At 64.9% G+C, this 17,973-nt stretch carries 16 protein-coding genes and 1 riboswitch; of the genes, 9 read left to right on the top strand and 7 right to left on the bottom strand.

The annotated features are described in order from the left end of the window. Positions 1–20 precede the first annotated feature (20 nt). Both EN852_RS04755 and EN852_RS04750 read left to right on the top strand, forming a co-directional pair. A complete protein-coding gene (locus EN852_RS04755) occupies positions 21–245 on the top strand; it encodes a type II toxin-antitoxin system YafQ family toxin (RefSeq protein ID WP_127875566.1) in 225 nt (74 codons plus the stop codon). A gap of 205 nt (positions 246–450) precedes the next feature. Beyond that, positions 451–1,515, top strand: coding sequence for a D-alanine--D-alanine ligase family protein (locus EN852_RS04750; protein WP_127875567.1), 1,065 nt, complete (start codon positions 451–453; stop codon positions 1,513–1,515). A gap of 401 nt (positions 1,516–1,916) precedes the next feature. On the opposite strand, the gene EN852_RS04745 is transcribed toward EN852_RS04750, so the two are convergent. Beyond that, positions 1,917–3,422, bottom strand: coding sequence for a winged helix-turn-helix domain-containing tetratricopeptide repeat protein (locus tag EN852_RS04745; protein WP_127875568.1), 1,506 nt, complete (start codon positions 3,420–3,422; stop codon positions 1,917–1,919). A gap of 183 nt (positions 3,423–3,605) precedes the next feature. Here EN852_RS04745 and EN852_RS04740 point away from each other — a divergent pair, with 183 nt between their 5' ends. Next, positions 3,606–3,797, top strand: coding sequence for a DUF1127 domain-containing protein (locus EN852_RS04740; protein WP_245519618.1), 192 nt, complete (start codon positions 3,606–3,608; stop codon positions 3,795–3,797). 76 nt (positions 3,798–3,873) lie between these two features. Here EN852_RS04740 and EN852_RS04735 read toward each other — a convergent pair whose 3' ends face one another. From EN852_RS04735 to EN852_RS04725, 3 genes are all read right to left on the bottom strand, one after another. Next, the gene (locus EN852_RS04735; protein WP_127866943.1) at positions 3,874–4,926 is read right to left on the bottom strand and encodes a substrate-binding domain-containing protein; all 1,053 of its coding nucleotides are present in this window, start codon (positions 4,924–4,926) and stop codon (positions 3,874–3,876) included. 39 nt (positions 4,927–4,965) lie between these two features. Next, a complete protein-coding gene (locus EN852_RS04730) occupies positions 4,966–5,958 on the bottom strand; it encodes an ABC transporter permease (protein WP_127866942.1) in 993 nt (330 codons plus the stop codon). A gap of 68 nt (positions 5,959–6,026) precedes the next feature. Beyond that, the gene (locus tag EN852_RS04725) at positions 6,027–7,538 is read right to left on the bottom strand and encodes a sugar ABC transporter ATP-binding protein (RefSeq protein ID WP_127875569.1); all 1,512 of its coding nucleotides are present in this window, start codon (positions 7,536–7,538) and stop codon (positions 6,027–6,029) included. Between the two features lie 138 nt (positions 7,539–7,676). Here EN852_RS04725 and mtnK point away from each other — a divergent pair, with 138 nt between their 5' ends. The 6 genes from mtnK (at position 7,677) to EN852_RS04690 (ending at position 13,376) form a co-directional block, all read left to right on the top strand. After that, entirely contained in the window at positions 7,677–8,945 is a 1,269-nt protein-coding gene (gene mtnK, locus EN852_RS04720; protein WP_127875570.1) for an S-methyl-5-thioribose kinase, read from the top strand. Next, the gene (gene mtnA, locus EN852_RS04715; protein WP_127875571.1) at positions 8,942–10,036 is read left to right on the top strand and encodes an S-methyl-5-thioribose-1-phosphate isomerase; all 1,095 of its coding nucleotides are present in this window, start codon (positions 8,942–8,944) and stop codon (positions 10,034–10,036) included. Before mtnK ends, mtnA begins: the two co-directional genes overlap by 4 nt. Positions 10,037–10,336: 300 nt before the next feature. Further along, positions 10,337–10,484: riboswitch (FMN riboswitch) on the top strand. A 79-nt stretch (positions 10,485–10,563) separates the two neighbouring features. Continuing rightward, entirely contained in the window at positions 10,564–11,031 is a 468-nt protein-coding gene (locus EN852_RS04705) for a 6,7-dimethyl-8-ribityllumazine synthase (protein ID WP_127875572.1), read from the top strand. A gap of 150 nt (positions 11,032–11,181) precedes the next feature. Further along, a complete protein-coding gene (gene fba, locus EN852_RS04700; protein ID WP_127875573.1) occupies positions 11,182–12,246 on the top strand; it encodes a class II fructose-bisphosphate aldolase in 1,065 nt (354 codons plus the stop codon). 133 nt (positions 12,247–12,379) lie between these two features. Then, the gene (locus tag EN852_RS04695; protein WP_127866937.1) at positions 12,380–12,538 is read left to right on the top strand and encodes a peptide ABC transporter permease; all 159 of its coding nucleotides are present in this window, start codon (positions 12,380–12,382) and stop codon (positions 12,536–12,538) included. A 112-nt stretch (positions 12,539–12,650) separates the two neighbouring features. Next, positions 12,651–13,376 (top strand): MgtC/SapB family protein, encoded by a 726-nt coding sequence (locus EN852_RS04690; protein WP_127875660.1) that lies wholly within the window; start codon positions 12,651–12,653, stop codon positions 13,374–13,376. Between the two features lie 15 nt (positions 13,377–13,391). Here the strand turns inward: EN852_RS04690 and EN852_RS04685 are convergent, their stop codons facing one another. From EN852_RS04685 to EN852_RS04675, 3 genes are read right to left on the bottom strand one after another with little or no spacing between them, the layout of a single operon-like run. After that, positions 13,392–14,627 (bottom strand): VWA domain-containing protein, encoded by a 1,236-nt coding sequence (locus EN852_RS04685; RefSeq protein WP_127875574.1) that lies wholly within the window; start codon positions 14,625–14,627, stop codon positions 13,392–13,394. After that, a complete protein-coding gene (locus tag EN852_RS04680; RefSeq protein ID WP_127875575.1) occupies positions 14,620–16,878 on the bottom strand; it encodes a DUF5682 family protein in 2,259 nt (752 codons plus the stop codon). The genes EN852_RS04685 and EN852_RS04680 overlap by 8 nt, the downstream gene beginning before the upstream one ends. A gap of 3 nt (positions 16,879–16,881) precedes the next feature. Next, positions 16,882–17,961 carry an AAA family ATPase gene (locus EN852_RS04675; RefSeq protein ID WP_112095179.1) on the bottom strand — a complete coding sequence of 360 codons (1,080 nt, stop codon included), beginning with the start codon at positions 17,959–17,961 and terminating at the stop codon, positions 16,882–16,884. Between the last annotated feature and the right edge of the window lie 12 nt (positions 17,962–17,973).

Genomic DNA, 17,973 nt, shown 5'->3' with positions numbered 1-17,973 from the left:
TCCGCCGGGATGTGAAGCGTATGGAGAAGCGTGGCAAGGATCTCGGCAAGTTGCGTCAGATATTAGGTCTCCTGATCGGCGAACATGAACTGCCGCCGATCTACAAGGACCATCCGCTGAAAGGCGACTGGAAAGGCTATCGCGACGCTCACATCGAACCGGATTGGCTTTTGATCTATCGCGTCGCGAATGGCGAACTGCAGCTTGCACGAACCGGTTCTCATTCCGATCTCTTCAACGAGTAGCTCATCGTTTCACGAAAACGACGAACCGCTCGATCTCCTCGCGTTGACTCCTCTCAGGACGGAGCGCCTTTCGCAGCTTCTGCTGAAAAACTGCTTCAACCGGTCAAAGTCCCACTCCAATCCTTCCTTACTACTGGAAGGGTTGAAGGGGACTAGCTGGTGTTTCGCATGCGAGCTCCAACCCTGATCATTGGTGGAGTTATCGATGGCGGCAAAGAGACTTCGTATCGGCGTGTTGTTCGGCGGGCGCTCCGCCGAGCATGAGGTATCGCTGCTTTCGGCGGCCAACGTCATGGCCGCGCTGGATCCGGCGAAATACGATGCCGTTCCGATCTTCGTCACCCGCGAAGGGCAATGGCTGCTCAGCCGCTTCGAGAGCGGCGCGCTGGCCACGCCGTCGGCCGGCACGCAGCTCTGCCTGGTGCCGGGCGGTCATGGGCGGATGCTGGCGATACCCGCCGGCGGCGCGCCCCACGACATTCCCGCCATCGATATCCTGTTTCCGGTGCTGCACGGCCTGCATGGCGAGGACGGCGCGGTGCAGGGATTGGCCGAAGTGGCGCGCGTGCCGCTCGCCGGCTGCGGCATCCTCGGCTCCGCCACGGCCCTCGACAAGGACATTGCCAAGCGGCTGCTGAAGGCGGCCGGACTGCCCGTCGCACGCTCAGTGACAATCGAAGAGGATGCGGCGCCTGCCCTCACCGAGCTGGAAGAGCAGCTCGGCCTGCCGCTGTTCATCAAGCCGGCGCGGCAGGGATCGTCGGTCGGCGTCTCGAAGGTCAATGCCAGCCAGGAATTCGATCGAGCACTCGAGGAAGCCTTCCAGCACGATCGCAAGCTGCTAGCGGAGGAATTCGTTCGCGGCCGCGAGATCGAATTCAGCGTGCTGGAAAGCCCCGAGGGCGAACTTTTCGTCTCGCGTCCAGGCGAGATCGTGCCCGCGGAGAGCCACGGCTTCTACAATTACAATGCCAAATATATCGACGAGAACGGCGCTGCGCTGATCGTGCCGGCGGAATTGCCGCCGCAAGTCGAGGAAGCCATGCGGGGCGCAGCCGCAAGGGCGTTCAGGGCGCTCGGCTGCGACGGCATGGCCCGCGTCGACTTCTTCCTGATGCCGGACATGTCGTTCCTTATCAACGAGCTCAACACCATTCCGGGTTTCACCAATATCAGCATGTACGCCAAGGCGATGGCGGCAAGCGGCATCAGCTATCCGGAGGTCATCGACCGGCTGGTGGCACATGGGCTGGCCCGCGCCGGCCGGTGAAAAAATATAAGGAATTGGACGCGGGTTGCCGTTTGTCTTGGCGCAGGATTTCCGCCCATTGTAGTGAAATCAGCGCGAACGCCGGGAATTGGTTGAAGCCGCCCCAACCTCGTCATTCTATGGCGGAGCAAGGAGCGAAGCGACGCGGCGCAGACCATGGAATCCATGCCGTGACATGGAAGCGCCGCCACGGTGCAGAATTCTGCTCCGTTGCACGCCTTGGCGAAGGTAACGGCATGGATTCCAGGGTCTTCGCGACGGAGCTTCGCTCCTGCTCCGCCCTGGAATGACGATCGCGATAGGCGTTTCGGCCAATCTCCAACGCATGCCGCCTGCCAACGAAAACAGAGCCAAGCGATCAAATCCTGTGCTCGGGCGACTAGGCCGTCATCGTCGCCGCATTACTCCGGAAGGCCGGCCTTGCGGAAGCCGTCGACGAAATGCCGGAGTGTCGCGTCGTCGCGGAACGGCTCCGTGTCGACCCAGCGCTGCGTGGAGAAATGCGGGTTGCCGACGAGGAACAGCGCGACCTCGGTGCGCGCCTCGTCGAGCCGGCCGAGTTGAGCAAGGGCCGCCGCCAGGAAGCGGCGCGAGCTGGTGCGGTAGGTCTCGTCGCGGCGCAGCGTCTCGACGGCCGCCTCGTAGTCGCGGGCCGCATACTGTGCCTGGCCGAGCGTCAGGTAATACCAGCTCGGCGGAAACGGATTGAGCCGAAACGCCTTGCGGATGTGTTCGAGACTCAACTCCACTTGGCCGGCCAGCACCTCGATGTCGGACAATGTCGCCCAGATATCGGCCTCGTTCGGATCGAGTTCGATCGCCTTGGCGAACTCAATCTCGGCCTGTTCGAAATCGCGCTCATAGGCAAGCAAATTGGCGAGCACCCAGCGGCAGCCGGCATCGTTGGGGTCGATCGCCACGGCCTTGCGCGCCAGTTCCAGAGCCGTGCTGCGGGCAGGCTCGAACGGCTCGCCCCAATGAACCCAGCCCATCCAGTGGTTCATCGCCTGCCAGCGATAGGCCTCGGCATAGTCCGGATCGAGCGAGATCGCGCGCGTCAGCATCAGATGCGCTTCGCGCGCCATTTGCGGCGACTCGTCGAACATTTTGCGTGCCCGCACGACGAGATCATAAGCTTCGAGGCTCTTCGGCCGGTTGCGCTCTGGCGGCGCGCGCAGCCTCCCAAGCAGCGCTTCGACGATCTTACTGGTAGCCTCATCCTGAACGGCGAAGATGTCCTCCAGGCCGCGATCGAAACGCTCCGCCCAGAGATGCTCGCCGCTCAGCGCATCGATCAGCTGGGCGTTGATGCGAACCCGTCCGGCGACACGTCTTGCGCTGCCCTCCAGCAGATAGCGCACGCCAAGCTCCCCGGCGATGGCGCGCACATCCATGGCCCTGCCCTTGTAGGCAAAGACCGAGTTGCGCGCGATGACGAACAGGCCCGGAATCCGCGAGAGATCGGTGATGAGGTCTTCGGTCAGGCCGTCGGCGAAAGAGTCCTGCTCGGGATCGTTGCTCAGATTGATGAAGGGCAGCACGGCGATCGACGGTTTGTCGGGCAGCGGCAAGAGTTTGCGCGTGGCGTCGGCCTGTTCGACGGTACCGGTGAAGCGGTAGCCGACACGCGGCACGGTGGCGATCCACTCGCCGCCACCGGTCGCCGGGCCAAGCAGCTTCCTGAGCTGCGCGATCTGGACGGTGAGATTGCCTTCCTCAACGGCGGTACCCGGCCAGGCCGCGTCCATCAGCTCTGCCTTGGCCAGGATTTCGCCGGGACGCGCGACGAGGGCCTCGAGCAGCTTCAGTCCGCGATGACCGGCGGCCACAGGGACGTCGCCCCGAAGCAGCGTTCCCGCGCCAGGATCAAACACGAACGGTCCAAAAGCAAAGCGCGATCCCTGCATGCGGCGATCTATAGCCGATTTGGAAGTTTTGAGAACTATTTGGCAGGGCTTAATTACGCCGCCGGCCGGCTGCGGCACAGTGCAATCTCAATCTGGTCGAGGGCCTTCGGAACCCTCATTTCGATGGAGGTTGCCATGAACGACAGCTTTGCGCCTTCCACATGTCTGGCGATGGCGCCGGCAATGCAAAAAGGCCGCCGGCGCTACAGCCTGGCTGCTTTGCGCAGCCTCATCGCGGAACACCGCAAGCAGGCCTATTTTCGCTTTGAGCTCAAGCGGATGGCGAGGGACAATCCGCATCTGATCGACGATATCGGGCTGACGAAAAAAGAGGTCGAGGCCGAGATCGCCAAGCTGCCCTTCTGGCAGCGATGAGGCCGCAACAGCAGACTTGGAAAGACAGAGAGCGGCCCTTTGGACCGCTCTCTTCATTTCGTGACCGCCAGAGACCTTACTTGGCATTCGGGTTCGGCATCCAGGCCGGCATCGCGACATTGGCATGGGCGAATTGCGGCAGCTTGGCCGACAGGTCTTCCATGTTCTTGATGTCCTTGTCGATCAGCTCCTTCTGGGTGATCAGCGTCGGCGGCACGATGACGTTGTGGCCGGGATCCTCGCCGGCAAGCAGCTGCGCCAGCGCGCGCACCGAGACCTGGCCGACGACGGCCGGGTTGGTGGCGGCGGTCGCCGCCCAGGCGCTGTCCGGCTCGCGCATCGCCGCGATATCCGAGGTCGAGATGTCGGCCGAGTAGATCTTGATGCCTTTGTTCAGGCCGGCCTCGTCGACCGCGATCTTCACGCCCTTGGCGAACTCGTCATAGGGCGCGAACATCACCTTGATGTCGGGGTGCGCCTGCAGCACCGAGCGCGCCTGGTTGGCGACGGAGTTGGCGATCGGGTTGTCGAGCGTGCCGAACTGGGCGACCTCGCTGATGCCCGAATATTTCTTCTTCACGTCCACCCAGGTCTCGTTGCGGCGGTCGAGCGGGGCGATGCCGGCGACATAGACATAGCCGGCCTTCCAGCTCTCGCCATTGTCCTTGACCGCCTGCTCGAGCGCGAGCTTGGCAAGGTCCTTGTCCGACTGCTCGATCTGCGGGATCTTCGGGTTCTCGACATTGACGTCGAAGGCGACGACCTTGATGCCGGCGTCGACAGCGCGCTGGGCGGCGTCCTTCATCGATTCCGTCAGGCCGTGCTGGATTATGATGCCCTGCACGCCGAGGGCGATGGCCTGGTCGACCATGTCGGCCTGGAGCGCGGCATCCTGGCGGCTGTCGAGCACGCGCAGATCGACGCCCAGCGCCTTGGCCTGCGCCTCGACGCCGGACAGATAGGCCTGGAAGAAGTCACCGGTCGATAGATACCGCACCAGCGCGATCTTGACGCCCGGCTTGTCGAACGGCGCCGGCTTGTCCGCCGCCGATGCCGTGCCCTGCATCAGCAGCGCCGCGCCGGCGAGGCCGAGTGCCGCCTTCCCCAAAAGTCTTCTCGTGATGTTCACTTCGTTTTCCTCCGTTTTGTCTCAATACCCCGGTCGAAACTATCTCTTGCCCCTGCCGGACAGGGCGAAGGTGAAGACAAGGGCGACGACAAGCACCGCGCCCTTGACGAAATCCTGCGTGTAGTAAGGGGCGTTCATCATCGTCAGGCCTTGCAGCAGGACGCCGACGAACACCGCCCCGACGGCCGTGCCGAAAGCGTTGGGCTTGGCCGCGCCGAGCACCGCGTAGCCGATGAGCGCCGCCGCTACTGCGTCGAGCAACAGATTATTACCCGAGGCGATGTCGCCGCGTCCAAGCCGGGCGGCGAGCAAAATCCCGCCGATCGAGGCAAAAACTCCCGAAATGACATAGGCCCAGATTTTGTATGCCTTGACAGGCGCGCCGGCGAGTTCGGCGGCCCTCTCGTTGGAGCCGACCGCATACATCATGCGGCCGAAGCGGGTGTATTCGAGGAAGAACCAGATCAGCACCGCGAGCACCACCAGCACCACCACCGAGACCGGGATCAGGCTCGGGATGAAGAAGTCGATGCGATGGCGGCCGAGCGCCAGGAAGGCTTCGGAAAACTTGCCGTTGGCGACCGAGCCGTCGGGCATGGTCATGCCAGTGGCGATCGAGCGGCCTTCGGTCGGGATGCGCTGCAGGCCAAGCAGCAGGAACATCATGCCGAGCGTCGCAAGCAGATCGGGCACGCGCATATAGACGATCAGCCAGCCATTGATCAGCCCGACGATGACGCCGATGACCAGGCAGGCGATGACGGCGACGATGGCGTTCTGCTCCAGCACGACCATGGCGTAGGACGCCGCCATCATGGCGCTGGTGGCGACCGAGCCGATCGAGAGGTCGAAGCCACCGACGACCAGCGTCGCGGTGACGCCGAGCGCCAGCACGCCCGTGATGGCCACCGACTGGAAGATGAAGACGGCGCTTTGCGGCGAAACGAAACCGTCGGCTGCAACAGCGAAATAGGCGATCAGCCCGACCAGCAGGACGATGAAGCCGTAGCGGATGGCGTAGTCGCGCATCATTCAGCGCCCCGCCGCGCGGCATTCGAACTCAAACGCATTCCCAGTCCACTCCCTGCAATTTCTCCCCCTCACGCAGCGCTGTGAAGCGGGCCGCCGGCCACTTCCGCCAGCAGCCGGTCGAGGTCGATATCGGCGTTGCGGTGCTCGCCGACGATCGTGTGTTCCGACATCACCAGGATGCGGTCGGCGGTTTCCAGCGCCTCGTCGATCTCGGTGACGAAGATCAGCGTCGCGCGGCCGTCGGCGCTGGCTCGAAGCTTCGCGGCGATGTCGCGGCGCGCCGAAATGTCGACGCCCTGGAAGGGCTCGTCGAGGATGAAGAGGCGCGAAGCCTGCGACATCCAGCGCGCCACCATCACCTTCTGCTGGTTGCCGCCGGAAAGCGCCGACAGCTCGTCCTTCTCCGAACGGCAGACGATGCCGAGCTCGTCGATCTGGCGGCGGGCGGCGACACGCTCGGCGCGCGTCTTCATGACACTGAGGCTCGACATGCGCTTGAGGAACGGCAGGCTGATGTTGCGTTCGATGTTGAAGCCGCCGACGATGCCGCTCTCGGCGCGATCCTTGGCAACCAGGAAGACACCGGAGGCGATCGCCTCGCGCGCCGAGCCCGGCGCGTAGGGCTTGCCGTCCATATGCATGGTGCCGGCAAGCGGCTTGCGCACGCCGAACAGCGTTTCGGCCAACGCCGTCTTGCCGACGCCGACAAGGCCGGTGACCGCCACCACCTCGCCGGCGCCGAGCGTCATCGAGATCGGTTTTGCTCCGTGCGCGAGCTGCAGGCCTTCGGCCATGAAGACCGCGCGCGCCGAGCTTCTGGCGACGACCCTGTCGAGGTGGATCTTGCGGCCGAGCATGGCGTTGACCGCGCCCTCGTAATCGAGCGGTTTTTGATCGAAGACGCCGGAGACGACACCGTCGCGCATCGACATGATGCGGTCGGCGAGCCGCCTGATGTCGGACATGCGGTGCGAGATGTAGAGGATGGCGACGCCATGACCGCGCAGCCGGTCGATCAGTGAAAACAGCCGGTCGGCCTCGGCGCTCGACAGCGACGAGGTCGGCTCGTCGAGGATCAGCACTTTGGGCTCATGCGCCATGGCGCGGGCGATGGCGACCATCTGCCGGTCGGCCAATGATAGATCGCTGACGCGCGCCTTGAGGTCGATAGTGAGCCCCATGCGGTCGGCGACAGCCTTGGCTTCGGCGCGTACATTGGCTGGCCTGAACAGCATCGACGCGCCCTTGCCGCTCAACCGGTCGAGCGTCAGATTGGTGGCGACGTCGAGGTCGGCGACCACGCCGTCATTGATGTTCTGGTGCACGGTCACGACGCCGGCGCGGATGGCCTCGGCCGGGGTCTGCGGGTCGAACGCCTCGCCGGCGAGCTGCATGGTGCCGGCACCGCGCGAATAGACGCCGCTGACGATCTTGACCAGGGTGGATTTGCCGGCGCCATTGGCGCCCATCAGCACCGTCACCTCGCCTGAATGCAGTTCGAGCGAGATGCCGCCAAGCACCTCGTTCTGGCCGAAGGATTTCCTCAGGCCCTCCACATGGAACACGGCATCTGCGCCCATTCCTTCCTCCCTAGCCCGTGACGCTATGGGCTCATTCGTCAATTGTCAACACGATTGACATTTGCCAGAGCGCTTCCTAGCTTGGCCCCGCCGTCGTGGCTCCGCTATCGTCGGAGATCACGCGAAGGAGGGGAGAGCATGACCGGGAAGTTCGAAGCATTGTCGGTGGAAACGCTGCCGAAGCGCCTTGGCGAGACCGTGGCGCTGACCGAGCGCATCGGCAAGGACATCAGCCGCTGGAAAGTACGCGAGGTCGGCGACGGCAATCTCAACCTCGTGTTTATCGTCGAGGGCGACCGGGGCGCCGCGGTGGTCAAGCAGGCGCTGCCCTATGTGCGGCTGGTCGGCGACAGCTGGCCGCTGCCCTTGAAGCGCTCCTTCTTCGAATATCATGCGCTGACCCGGCAGGAGCGCCGCGCGCCGGGCTCGGTGCCGGCGATCTACCATTTCGACGAGACCCAGGCGCTGATCGTGATGGAATATCTGGCGCCGCCGCATGTCATTCTCAGGCGCGCGCTGATCGACGGCCGCGAATTGCCGAACATCGCGCGCGACATCGGCCTGTTCATGGCCCGCACGCTGTTCCGTGGCTCTGACCTGTCGATGGTGGCCAAGGATCGCAAAGCCGATCTCGCTTTGTTCGCCGACAATGTGGAGCTCTGCGACATCACCGAGAACCTGGTGTTCTCCGATCCCTATTTCGACGCAAAAATGAACCGGCATACCTCGCCGCAGCTCGACGGCCTTGTCGCCGAATTGCGGGCCGATCGCGACCTCAAGGTCGAGGCGCAGCGGCTGAAGCATCTCTTCGCCGCCAATGCCGAGACGCTGCTGCATGGCGACCTGCATTCGGGCTCGATCATGGTGACGGACACAGAGACCCGGATGATCGATCCGGAGTTCGCCTTCTACGGCCCGATCGCCTTCGATGTCGGCATGCTGCTTGCCAATTTCTGGATGGCCTTCTTCTCGCAGCGCGGGCACGAGGAAAAAGGCAGTCGCGACTCGATGCGCGCCTATCTGCTCGGCGTCACCGCCGAGACCTGGGCCACCTTCCGCGCCGAGTTCGCGCATCTGTGGCGGACCGAGCGCACCGGCATCCTCTACCAGAAAAGCCTGTTCGAGGATCAGGGCGACAGGCTGGGTTCCGAGCAGGCGCTCGATCACATGCTGCATTCCATCTGGACCGACCTGCTCGGCTTTGCCGGCATCGAGGTGCACCGGCGCATCCTTGGGCTAGCCCACAATGCCGATTTCGAGACCATTGCCGATCAAGACCTGCGCGCCAGATGTGAGGCCAAGGCTTTGCGCTTCGGCCGCCACATCGCCGTCAACCGGCGCCAGATCCACAGCGTCGACGAGGTCAACAATCTGGCCGCGCTGATCGAACAGGAGAACTCCCTTTGAATGTCGGCGAACGCCATTACCGCACCATCTGGCTCAGCGACGATGAGCGCTCGGTCGAGATCATCGACCAGCGCTGGCTGCCGCATGAGTTCCGCATCGAGACGATCGGAACCGTCGCCGGCATCGCCACCGCGATCCGCGACATGTGGGTGCGCGGCGCGCCACTGATCGGCGTCACCGCGGCCTATGGCGTCGCCATCCAGATGATGGACGATCCGTCGGACGAAGCGCTCGATGCGGTGCGGGAGACGCTCAACAAGACGCGGCCGACGGCGATCAACCTGCGCTGGGCGCTGGACGAGATGCGACGCTTCCTCAAGCCGCTGGCGCCGGAGGAACGCGCGGAGGCTGCCTACAAGCGGGCCGCCGAGATCGCCGACGAGGATGTCGGGTTGAACCGCGCCATCGGCGAGAACGGGCTTGCCATCATCAGAGAGATAGCGGCGAAGAAGAAGCCCGGCGAAACCGTCAACATCCTCACCCATTGCAATGCCGGCTGGCTCGCGACGGTCGACTACGGCACCGCCACCGCACCGATCTATCTGGCGACCGAGGCCGGCATTCCGGTGCATGTCTATGTCGACGAGACCAGGCCGCGCAACCAGGGCGCCCAGCTGACCGCCTGGGAGATGGCCGGGCACGGCGTGCCGCATACGCTGATCGTCGACAATGCCGGCGGCCACCTGATGCAGCATGGCGACATCGACATGGTGATCGTCGGCACCGACCGCACCACCGCCAATGGCGACGTCTGCAACAAGATCGGCACCTATCTGAAGGCGCTGGCCGCGGCCGACAACGACGTGCCCTTCTACGTCGCGCTCCCCTCGCCCACAATCGACTGGACAGTGGCCGACGGGCTAGCGGAAATCCCGATCGAGGAGCGCTCCGGCGACGAGGTTTCGCTGGTCTGGGGCAAGACGTCAGACGGCAAGATCGCGCAGGTGCGCGTGTCGCCGGATCAGACGCCGGCGGCGAACCCGGCCTTCGATGTGACGCCGGCAAGGTTGGTGACGGGATTGATCACCGAACGCGGCGTGGCAAAGGCCTCGCGCGAGGGGTTGAAGGCGATGTTTCCCGAGCGAAGCTAATCCCCTCCGTCGCCAATGGCGACAGAGGGGGCGCGGTCCCGCCGGCGTATCTATGCTTGGGTTCCTCGCCCCCGCCAAGGCGGGGGAGAGGTGGCCGCGAAGCGGACGGAGCGGGGGCCTTCGTAGGGCGCTCCCCTCTCCGTCTCGGCTTCGCCGAGCCACCTCTCCCCACTTCGTGGGGCGAGGAACCTTGATCCTGCAACGCCGCGCCCCCGTCTACCTGCCGGTCATCCCCCACAACGGAGAGATTGGCTAGTCGCCAATTGACAGCGCCTGCCTCCCCCTCCATAGCTGCACCGTCAATGTTCTCAGGGCGGGGTGAAATTCCCCACCGGCGGTAAGGGTCTCGACCCAAGCCCGCGAGCGCCTTCCGGCCTTATCGGAAGGGTCAGCAGATCCGGTGCGATTCCGGAGCCGACGGTTACAGTCCGGATGGAAGAGAACGATCGCATAAGACGGTCCGCTCGCGCGGGCCGCATTTTTGCGTCGTGCGTCCTGATTCTGGTTCGAAACGGAAGGAAGGACCCATGAATCAGCATTTCCCCAAAGACCATACTGTCCGGCGTGTCGCCGTCATCCGGGCGCGCTGGCACGCCGATATCGTCGACCAGTGCGTGGCGGCGTTCGAGGCGGAGCTTGCCGCGCTCGGTGGCTTTGCCGTCGAGGTCTTCGACGTGCCGGGAGCCTATGAAATCCCGCTGCACGCCAAGACGCTTGCGGAGACAGGCCGCTACGCCGCGATCCTCGGCACCGCCTTCGTCGTCAACGGCGGCATCTACCGGCACGACTTCGTGGCGAGCGCCGTCATCGACGGCATGATGAATGTGCAGCTTGCGACCGGCGTGCCGGTGCTGTCGGCGGTGCTGACGCCGCACAACTACCATGACAGCGCCGAGCATCACCGCTTCTTCCACGAGCATTTCACCGTGAAGGGCAAGGAAGCCGCGAAGGCCTGCGTCGAGATCCTCGCCGCGCGTGCAAAGATTGCCGCCTGAGCAACCGGTGCACCAGAACTAAACCGATTTGGATTTCAGGACCGCGACGAGAGTGGTTGCGGTGCGTCGGAAATCCAGCCAGAAGCAACGGGGCCGCCCGCCCGGGTGGCCATTTCAAACGGGCTCGAACCAGATACGGGAGACTATTCGTTGGCTCGCATCACACTGAGACAATTGCTCGACCATGCCGCAGAACATGGCTATGGCGTGCCTGCCTTCAACATGAACAACATGGAACAAGGCCTCGCCATCATGGAGGCGGCCGAGGAGACCAAGTCCCCGGTCATCCTGCAGGCCAGCCGCGGCGCGCGCGCCTATGCCAATGACGTGGTGTTGGCCAAGCTGATCGACGCGCTGGTCGAGATCCATCCCGATATCCCGGTCTGCATGCATCTCGACCACGGCAACAACGAAGCGACCTGCGTCACCGCGATCCAGTACGGCTTTACCTCGGTGATGATGGACGGCTCGCTGAAGGAGGACGGCAAGTCGCCGGCCGACTATGCCTACAATTCCGGCATCACCCGGCGCGTCGTCGACATGGCGCATTGGGGCGGCGTGTCGGTGGAAGGCGAGATCGGCGTGCTGGGCTCGCTGGAGAGCGGCGGCGGCGAGCAGGAAGACGGCCATGGCGTCGAAGGCGCGATCAGCCACGACCAGCTTTTGACCGACCCGGTGCAGGCCGAGCAGTTCGTGCGCGACACGCATGTAGATGCGCTGGCGGTGGCCATGGGCACCAGCCACGGCGCCTACAAGTTCTCGCGCAAGCCGGACGGCGCGGTGCTGGCGATGAACGTGATCGAGGAGATCCATCGCCGCCTGCCCAACATGCATCTGGTCATGCATGGCTCGTCGTCGGTGCCGGAAGAGTTGCAGGAGATCATCAACAAATATGGCGGCGAGATGAAGCCGACCTGGGGCGTCCCGGTGGAGGAGATCCAGCGCGGCATCAAGCACGGCGTGCGCAAAATCAACATCGACACCGACAACCGCATGGCGCTGACCGGCGCGATCCGCAAGGTGCTGACCGAGAACCCGTCGGAGTTCGACCCGCGCAAATATCTGACGCCGGCGATGGCGGCGATGAAGAAGCTCTGCAAGGAGCGCTTCGAGCAGTTCGGCACCGCCGGCAACGCGCCGAAGATCAAGCCGATCCCGCTGGCGGACATGGCCAAGCGCTACAAGTCGGGCAGCCTCGACCCGAAATTCGGCTAAAGCGAAATCTCCCGCGACCGGTTCAATCCCGGTCGCGGGCATTGCTCCCCCCGAAACACGGCGGAACTTCGCACCGACAAATCGGTTCCTGCTCAGAGACCTTCCGGATCCGTTCCAAAGGAAGGAGCAATTCATGAGCAAGGATCGCGATAGCGAAGGACTGGTCTTCTCGGGCCAGGACGCACGACAGGGTGAAATCATCCTGCGCACGCGCACCCGCCGCATCATTTTCATCGCCGGGCTGGTGGGCATCGTGGTGCTGGCGTTGGTGGTCAGCCTCGCCGCGCATTGAAGACAGCCCTGATGTCTTCAGACATCGGTCACGGAACCATTCCCGGCTCTGCCCGGTTGAACGTCGCTGACGAAATTGAGGCGCGGTGAATTTACACCCCCTTGTCGAGACGATGTTCGAGACACTTTGCTGCGACATGCCGCTTCATCCGACCTGGCTGGACCTTGTCGGGCGGCTCTTGCTGACCCTGCTGGCCGGCTTCCTCATCGGCCTGAATCGCGAGGCGCGCGGCCATTCCGCCGGGCTGCGCACGACCATACTGGTCGGTCTGGCGGCCTGTGTGGCCATGGTTCAGGCCAACATGCTGCTCGACGTCTCCGGCAAGACGCCGGACTCTTTCGTGCGCATGGATGTGATGCGCTTCGCGCTCGGCGTGCTGACCGGTGTCGGCTTCATCGGCGGCGGCGCCATCCTGCGGCGCGGCGATCTCGTCACCGGCGTCACCACCGCCGCGACGATGTGGATCATGACGATGATCGGCCTCGCCTTTGGCGGCGGCCAATATGGCCTCGGCATGATCGCGACGGTGCTGACGCTGGTGACGCTGCAGGCGCTGAAATGGGTCGACCTGAAAATCCCGCGCGACCACAAGGCGATCCTATCGGTCTCATGGCCGGAAGATTCGCCACCCGACATACGCAACATGGTACGACCGCTTGGCTACGACGCGCGCTTTGTCGGCATGGAGCATGATGTCGACCGCAACTGCTTTGTTTTTTCCTTCGACGTTCAATGGAAGCAGCCCGACGCGCTCGAGCCTTCGACGGACATCCTGGCGGTGATTGCCGAGCACTGCGCGGTCGAGCGCTTCGAGATGACCGGCGAGAAGCCGTTCTGAGTTCGGGCGGCAAGCCTACTCCGCCGCGCCCGGCGCCTCCGTATCGGCGCGGACGAGCTTGATGTCGGCGCCTGCCGCCCAGGCGCCGATATCCTCGCGGCGCAGCGCCGCCGCCATCATGTCGGGGAAATGGTCGGGCGTGCAGGCAAAGACCGGGATGCCGAGCGCGGCGACCGACCCCGCCATCGACGGATCGTAGCCGGGACGGCCCTGATCGGTGAGCGCCAAGAGCACGACGACGTTGACGCCCGACCGGACAAGCGCCGCCAGCCTTTGCAGGAGCTCCTTGCCGTTGCCACCTTCGTAGAGATCGGTGATCAGAACGAAATGCGCCTTGGTTGGCCGCTCGATGCGCTCGGCGCAGTAGGCGACCGCCTGGTTGATGTCGGTGCCGCCGCCGAGCTGGACGCCGAACAGCACCTCGACCGGATCGCTGAGCTCTTCGGTCAGATCGACGATCGCCGTGTCGAAGCAGACGAGTTTCGTCCGCACGACCGGCAGCGAGGCCATCACGGCGGCGAAGATCGAGGCGTAGATGACCGAGCTCGCCATCGAGCCGGACTGGTCGACGCAGAGCGTCACCTCATCGAGGTCGACCAGTCGGCGCTGACGACGCATGAAGCCGACCAGCTTTTCCGGCACGACGGTCTTATGGTCCGGCTGGTAGTGGCGAAGGTTCGCCGTGATCGTGCGCGGCCAGTCGATATCGCGCTGGCGCGGCCGGTCGGTGCGCCGCGACTTATCGAGCGCGCCGCGGATCGCCTCCGCGGTCTTCTGCTCCAGGCGCTGCATCAGCTTGGCGACAATGTCGGAAATGATGGACCTGGCGATGTCCTTGGTCTTGTCCGGCATCGCCGAGCGCAGCGAGACGAGGTCGGCGACGAGATTGACGTCGGCCTCGATCGCCTTGAGGAATTCGGGCTCCATCAGCATCTGCTTGAGGTTCAGCCGCTCAAAGGCGTCCTTCTGCACGACCTGGACGACCTGCTCCGGGAAAAAGGAGCGGATGTCGCCCATCCATTGCGCGACGCGCGGCGCCGAACGGCCAAGCCCGCCGCGCCGCTTGCGCGGATCGCCGGCGGGGTCGCCGCTGCCGTCGCCATAGAGCACATCGAGCGCCGCCGACAGTTTTCGGTCCTCGGCCGACAGCGCCGACGATGTCTCGTCGTCGGCGCCGATCGCCAGCCGCCAGCGGCGCTCACGGTTGTCTTGCGTCGGATCGAGCTCCGGCCCGTGCGTTTCATCAACCATGGCCGGGTTCCCCTGCGAGCAGCTTTGCGAGAACACCAAAATGCCTGCGCCATGCCGCGCCGCCATCCGGCGCCGCCGTCAGTCCGGCGGGCAGGCTTGCTCTCTTGCCAAGCACGGCCTCGATCAGGCGCCGACGCTCCATGCTGTCGAGGTTGGAGAAGACGCGGCGCAGCAGCGGCAGATGCGCCACGAAAGCCTCCTCGTCGAGCGAGGCCAGCCAGGCATCGACGGCACCGCGCAGACCTTCGTCATAGATCAGCCGCTGGCCGGCGCCGCTGAAGAAGCCTTCGAAGAAGGCGGCGGCATCGATCACAGGCGTTCCCGGCGACAGGCGCCTTGCCAGGAGATCGGCGGTCTCATCCGCTGAGAGGCGTCCAGCCTCGTAGAGCAGATGCGCGGCGCAGCCGGCGACGAGCGCCGTGGCGCGTAAGGAATCGAGCACGGCCGCCAGCCCGTTGCGCCAGGCTTCCAGAACATGCTCATCCGGCTCGATCAGCTTGATCGCCTCGTCGGCCTTGCGAAGTGCTGCCATCAGCGCGGCGGCGGCCTGCGCATCGAGATCGCGCGCCGCGTAAGGCAGCGCGATGGAGCCCTCGATGATCAGCCGCTCCAGCAGGCCGGCGAGACGCTCCGTCTCTGTCTTGCGCGCTTCGCCGTAGCGGATGATGTCGGCCAGCGGCGGCACCGAGGCCAGCAGCTCCAGGCACTCGCTGCTGTGCGCTGCCTTTTCCTCGAGCGCCGCAAGACCGGCGGCGGACGCCTCGCTCAAGGCGGCGGTGATCGCACTCTGCACCAGCGTGGCCAGAGCATCGAGCGTTGGAGCGGCGCCGATCATAAGGATCAATCGGCCATTGGCGGCCTTCTCGATGGTCGGGCCGTAGACCAGGTTCTCGACCAGGCGGACGGCATATTCCGGCTGCCAGGCCAGCATCCAGCGCTCGCGAAACGTGCCGCGGCTGCGCCCGACATCGGTCAGCCTGCCCCAGCTCACGCCGAGAACGTTCAGCCGATGCAGCAAGGTCGAGCGGAAGAGACCGCTCTCGCTGCGCAGGTCGACGGAAAGCTCTCGTTCCAGCGCTTCCGGTTTCAGCCGCGCGGCCTTCTGGTTGCGCTGCAGATCGTCGATCAGCGGCGCGAGCGGCGTGTCGGGCGGGATCTCGCCGACATCGGCGCCAAGCAGCAGCTCGGCCTCGACCATCTTCCACAGCAGGGCCTCGCCATTGAAGAGCGCCGAGACCGAGGCGTCGCGCAGTTCCTCGAAGCCCGGCTTCGGCCGTTCGCGGATTGCGGCAAGCGCGCGCGCCAAGCGCTCCGCTTCGATCAGCGATGCAGTCGAGATCATGTGGCCCTTCGCCCTGAGCACCGAGGCGATCCGCGCCAGCCACAGGACGGAGGCGTCGCCCTCCCCGCGCGTCTGCCACAGATGCTTGCACCAGCCGGGCGCGACGACGCCGGCGCCGTAGCCATAGCCCAGCGCCAGGCGCGGTCCGGTCCACGGCGCATAAGTCATCGTGGTCTTGCGTCGGCCGATGCCCTTGAGCAGCGCCTGGTCACTCTTTTGCGTATGCGCGGCCCCCAAGGCCGGCACATGCCAGGCGCCGCAGACGACAGCCAGCGGCCCGTCGAATTCTTTCCGCGCGGCGGCGATCTCGAGGCGCATATGCGCCTCCCGCATCGCCTCGAACTTGGCGATCGCGCCCTCGCCCTCGCGCAGCGTCGTCATCGCGTCGGCGATGGCCGCGAAGATCGGGCCGGGTTCGGGATTCTGCTCGATAATGTCCGACCACCAACTCTCGCCGTCCTCATAGCCGGCGGCGCGCGCCAGGGTACCGATCGGATCCTGAATGCGCGTGGGTTCCTCGCCCTGCTCGTCCGTGGCCTCCGCCTCGGCTGCTTCGGTGTCCGCGGCTGCTTCAGGCGCCTTCTCCGCAAGCCGCGCGGCCGACGGCAGGTCGATGAAGCGCAGCGCCGCCTTGTTGGCGACGGCCCAAAGTGCTGCCTGATATTCCGGCGAGAATTCGGCGAAGGGCCAAAAGCTGGTCGCGGCGGGGTCGTCCTCGGGATAGCAGAGCAACGCCACCGGCGGCTTCATGTCGGGGCTGGCGAGCAACGGCAGCAGCGGCGAGGCATCCACCGGCCCCTCGATCAGCACGGCGACGGGCTGCAATTCCTGCAACGCCTTGACCAGGCTCCCGGCGGAGCCCGGGCCGTGGTGGCGAATGCCGAAATAGCTGATGCCGCCTTGCGTCATGGCTCAGATGGCCGCGTTGAGCGCCGCATAATAGCCGGCATAGTCCGGCCGCTTCTTCAGCACCGTCTCCAGATATTCCTCGAGCACCACCTTGTCCTGAACCGGATCCTTGACGATGGCGCCGACAAGACTTGGCGCCAGCCCTTCGGCGTGGAGCTTGCCGTCGTCGAACCATGCCGCCTGGCTGAGGCCGCTGACCATGGTTGCGATCGCCTCGGCGGTGGAGAGCGAGCCCGACGGCGTCTTCAGCGTCACCTTGCCGTCGGCGGTCGCGCCCGAGCGCAGCTCGCGGAAGATGGTGAGGACGCGGGCGATCTCCTCGCCGACATTCTTCGGCACCGGCAGGTCCAGCCCGCCGGCCATCTCGCCGACGCGCCGGGAGACGATGGAGACTTCCTCCGCCATATCGTCCGGTAGCGGCAGCACCACTACGTTGAAGCGGCGCTTCAGCGCCGAGGAGAGTTCGTTGACGCCCTTGTCGCGGTTGTTGGCGGTGGCGATGATGTTGAAGCCGCGCTGCGCGTAGATCGAGGTGTTCAGCTCCGGCACCGGCATCATCTTTTCCGACAGCACGGTGATCAGCGTGTCCTGCACATCGGAGCCCATGCGCGTCAGCTCTTCCAGCCGGCAAAGCTTGCCGTCCTGCATCGCGCGGTAGAGCGGCGTTGGCACCAGCGCTTCCTGGCTCGGGCCCTTGGCCAGGAGCTGGGCATAGTTCCAACCATAGCGGATCTGGTTTTCGTCGGTGCCGGCGGTGCATTGCACGACCAGCGTCGAATTGCCCATGATGGCGCCGGCGAGATGTTCCGAGACCCAGGATTTTGCCGTTCCGGGAACGCCGAGCAGAAGCAGCGCCCGGTCGGTCGCGAGCGTGGCGACCGCCGTTTCCATCAATTGCCGGCGGCCGACATATTTCGGCGAAATCACCGTGCCGTCGCTCGCCTTGCCGCCCATTAGATAGGTGAGCACGGCTTTCGGCGACAGGCTCCAGCCGGCAGGCTTTTGGCGGTCGTCGCCGCGCGCGAGCGCCTGCAGTTCGGCGGCGTAGACCTGTTCGGCCGGGAGGCGGATGGCTGCGTTCATGCGATCTTCTCC

It is taken from the genome of Mesorhizobium sp. M2E.F.Ca.ET.209.01.1.1, assembly GCF_004010375.2.
In the GTDB taxonomy this organism is placed as follows: domain Bacteria; phylum Pseudomonadota; class Alphaproteobacteria; order Rhizobiales; family Rhizobiaceae; genus Mesorhizobium.
Note: the sequence above shows the minus strand (reverse complement) of the source record. Positions and strands in the feature narration are given on the sequence as shown.

Coding starts and splice junctions, on each gene's coding strand:
- mtnK (WP_127875570.1), top strand. CDS start 7,677: ATGACCGGGAAGTTCGAAGCATTGTCGGTGGAAACGCTGCCGAAGCGC.
- EN852_RS04675 (WP_112095179.1), bottom strand. CDS start 17,961: ATGAACGCAGCCATCCGCCTCCCGGCCGAACAGGTCTACGCCGCCGAA.
- EN852_RS04690 (WP_127875660.1), top strand. CDS start 12,651: ATGTTCGAGACACTTTGCTGCGACATGCCGCTTCATCCGACCTGGCTG.
- EN852_RS04705 (WP_127875572.1), top strand. CDS start 10,564: ATGAATCAGCATTTCCCCAAAGACCATACTGTCCGGCGTGTCGCCGTC.
- EN852_RS04680 (WP_127875575.1), bottom strand. CDS start 16,878: ATGACGCAAGGCGGCATCAGCTATTTCGGCATTCGCCACCACGGCCCG.
- EN852_RS04685 (WP_127875574.1), bottom strand. CDS start 14,627: ATGGTTGATGAAACGCACGGGCCGGAGCTCGATCCGACGCAAGACAAC.
- EN852_RS04750 (WP_127875567.1), top strand. CDS start 451: ATGGCGGCAAAGAGACTTCGTATCGGCGTGTTGTTCGGCGGGCGCTCC.
- EN852_RS04740 (WP_245519618.1), top strand. CDS start 3,606: ATGCAAAAAGGCCGCCGGCGCTACAGCCTGGCTGCTTTGCGCAGCCTC.
- EN852_RS04745 (WP_127875568.1), bottom strand. CDS start 3,422: ATGCAGGGATCGCGCTTTGCTTTTGGACCGTTCGTGTTTGATCCTGGC.
- EN852_RS04725 (WP_127875569.1), bottom strand. CDS start 7,538: ATGGGCGCAGATGCCGTGTTCCATGTGGAGGGCCTGAGGAAATCCTTC.
- EN852_RS04730 (WP_127866942.1), bottom strand. CDS start 5,958: ATGATGCGCGACTACGCCATCCGCTACGGCTTCATCGTCCTGCTGGTC.
- EN852_RS04695 (WP_127866937.1), top strand. CDS start 12,380: ATGAGCAAGGATCGCGATAGCGAAGGACTGGTCTTCTCGGGCCAGGAC.
- EN852_RS04755 (WP_127875566.1), top strand. CDS start 21: ATGGAGAAGCGTGGCAAGGATCTCGGCAAGTTGCGTCAGATATTAGGT.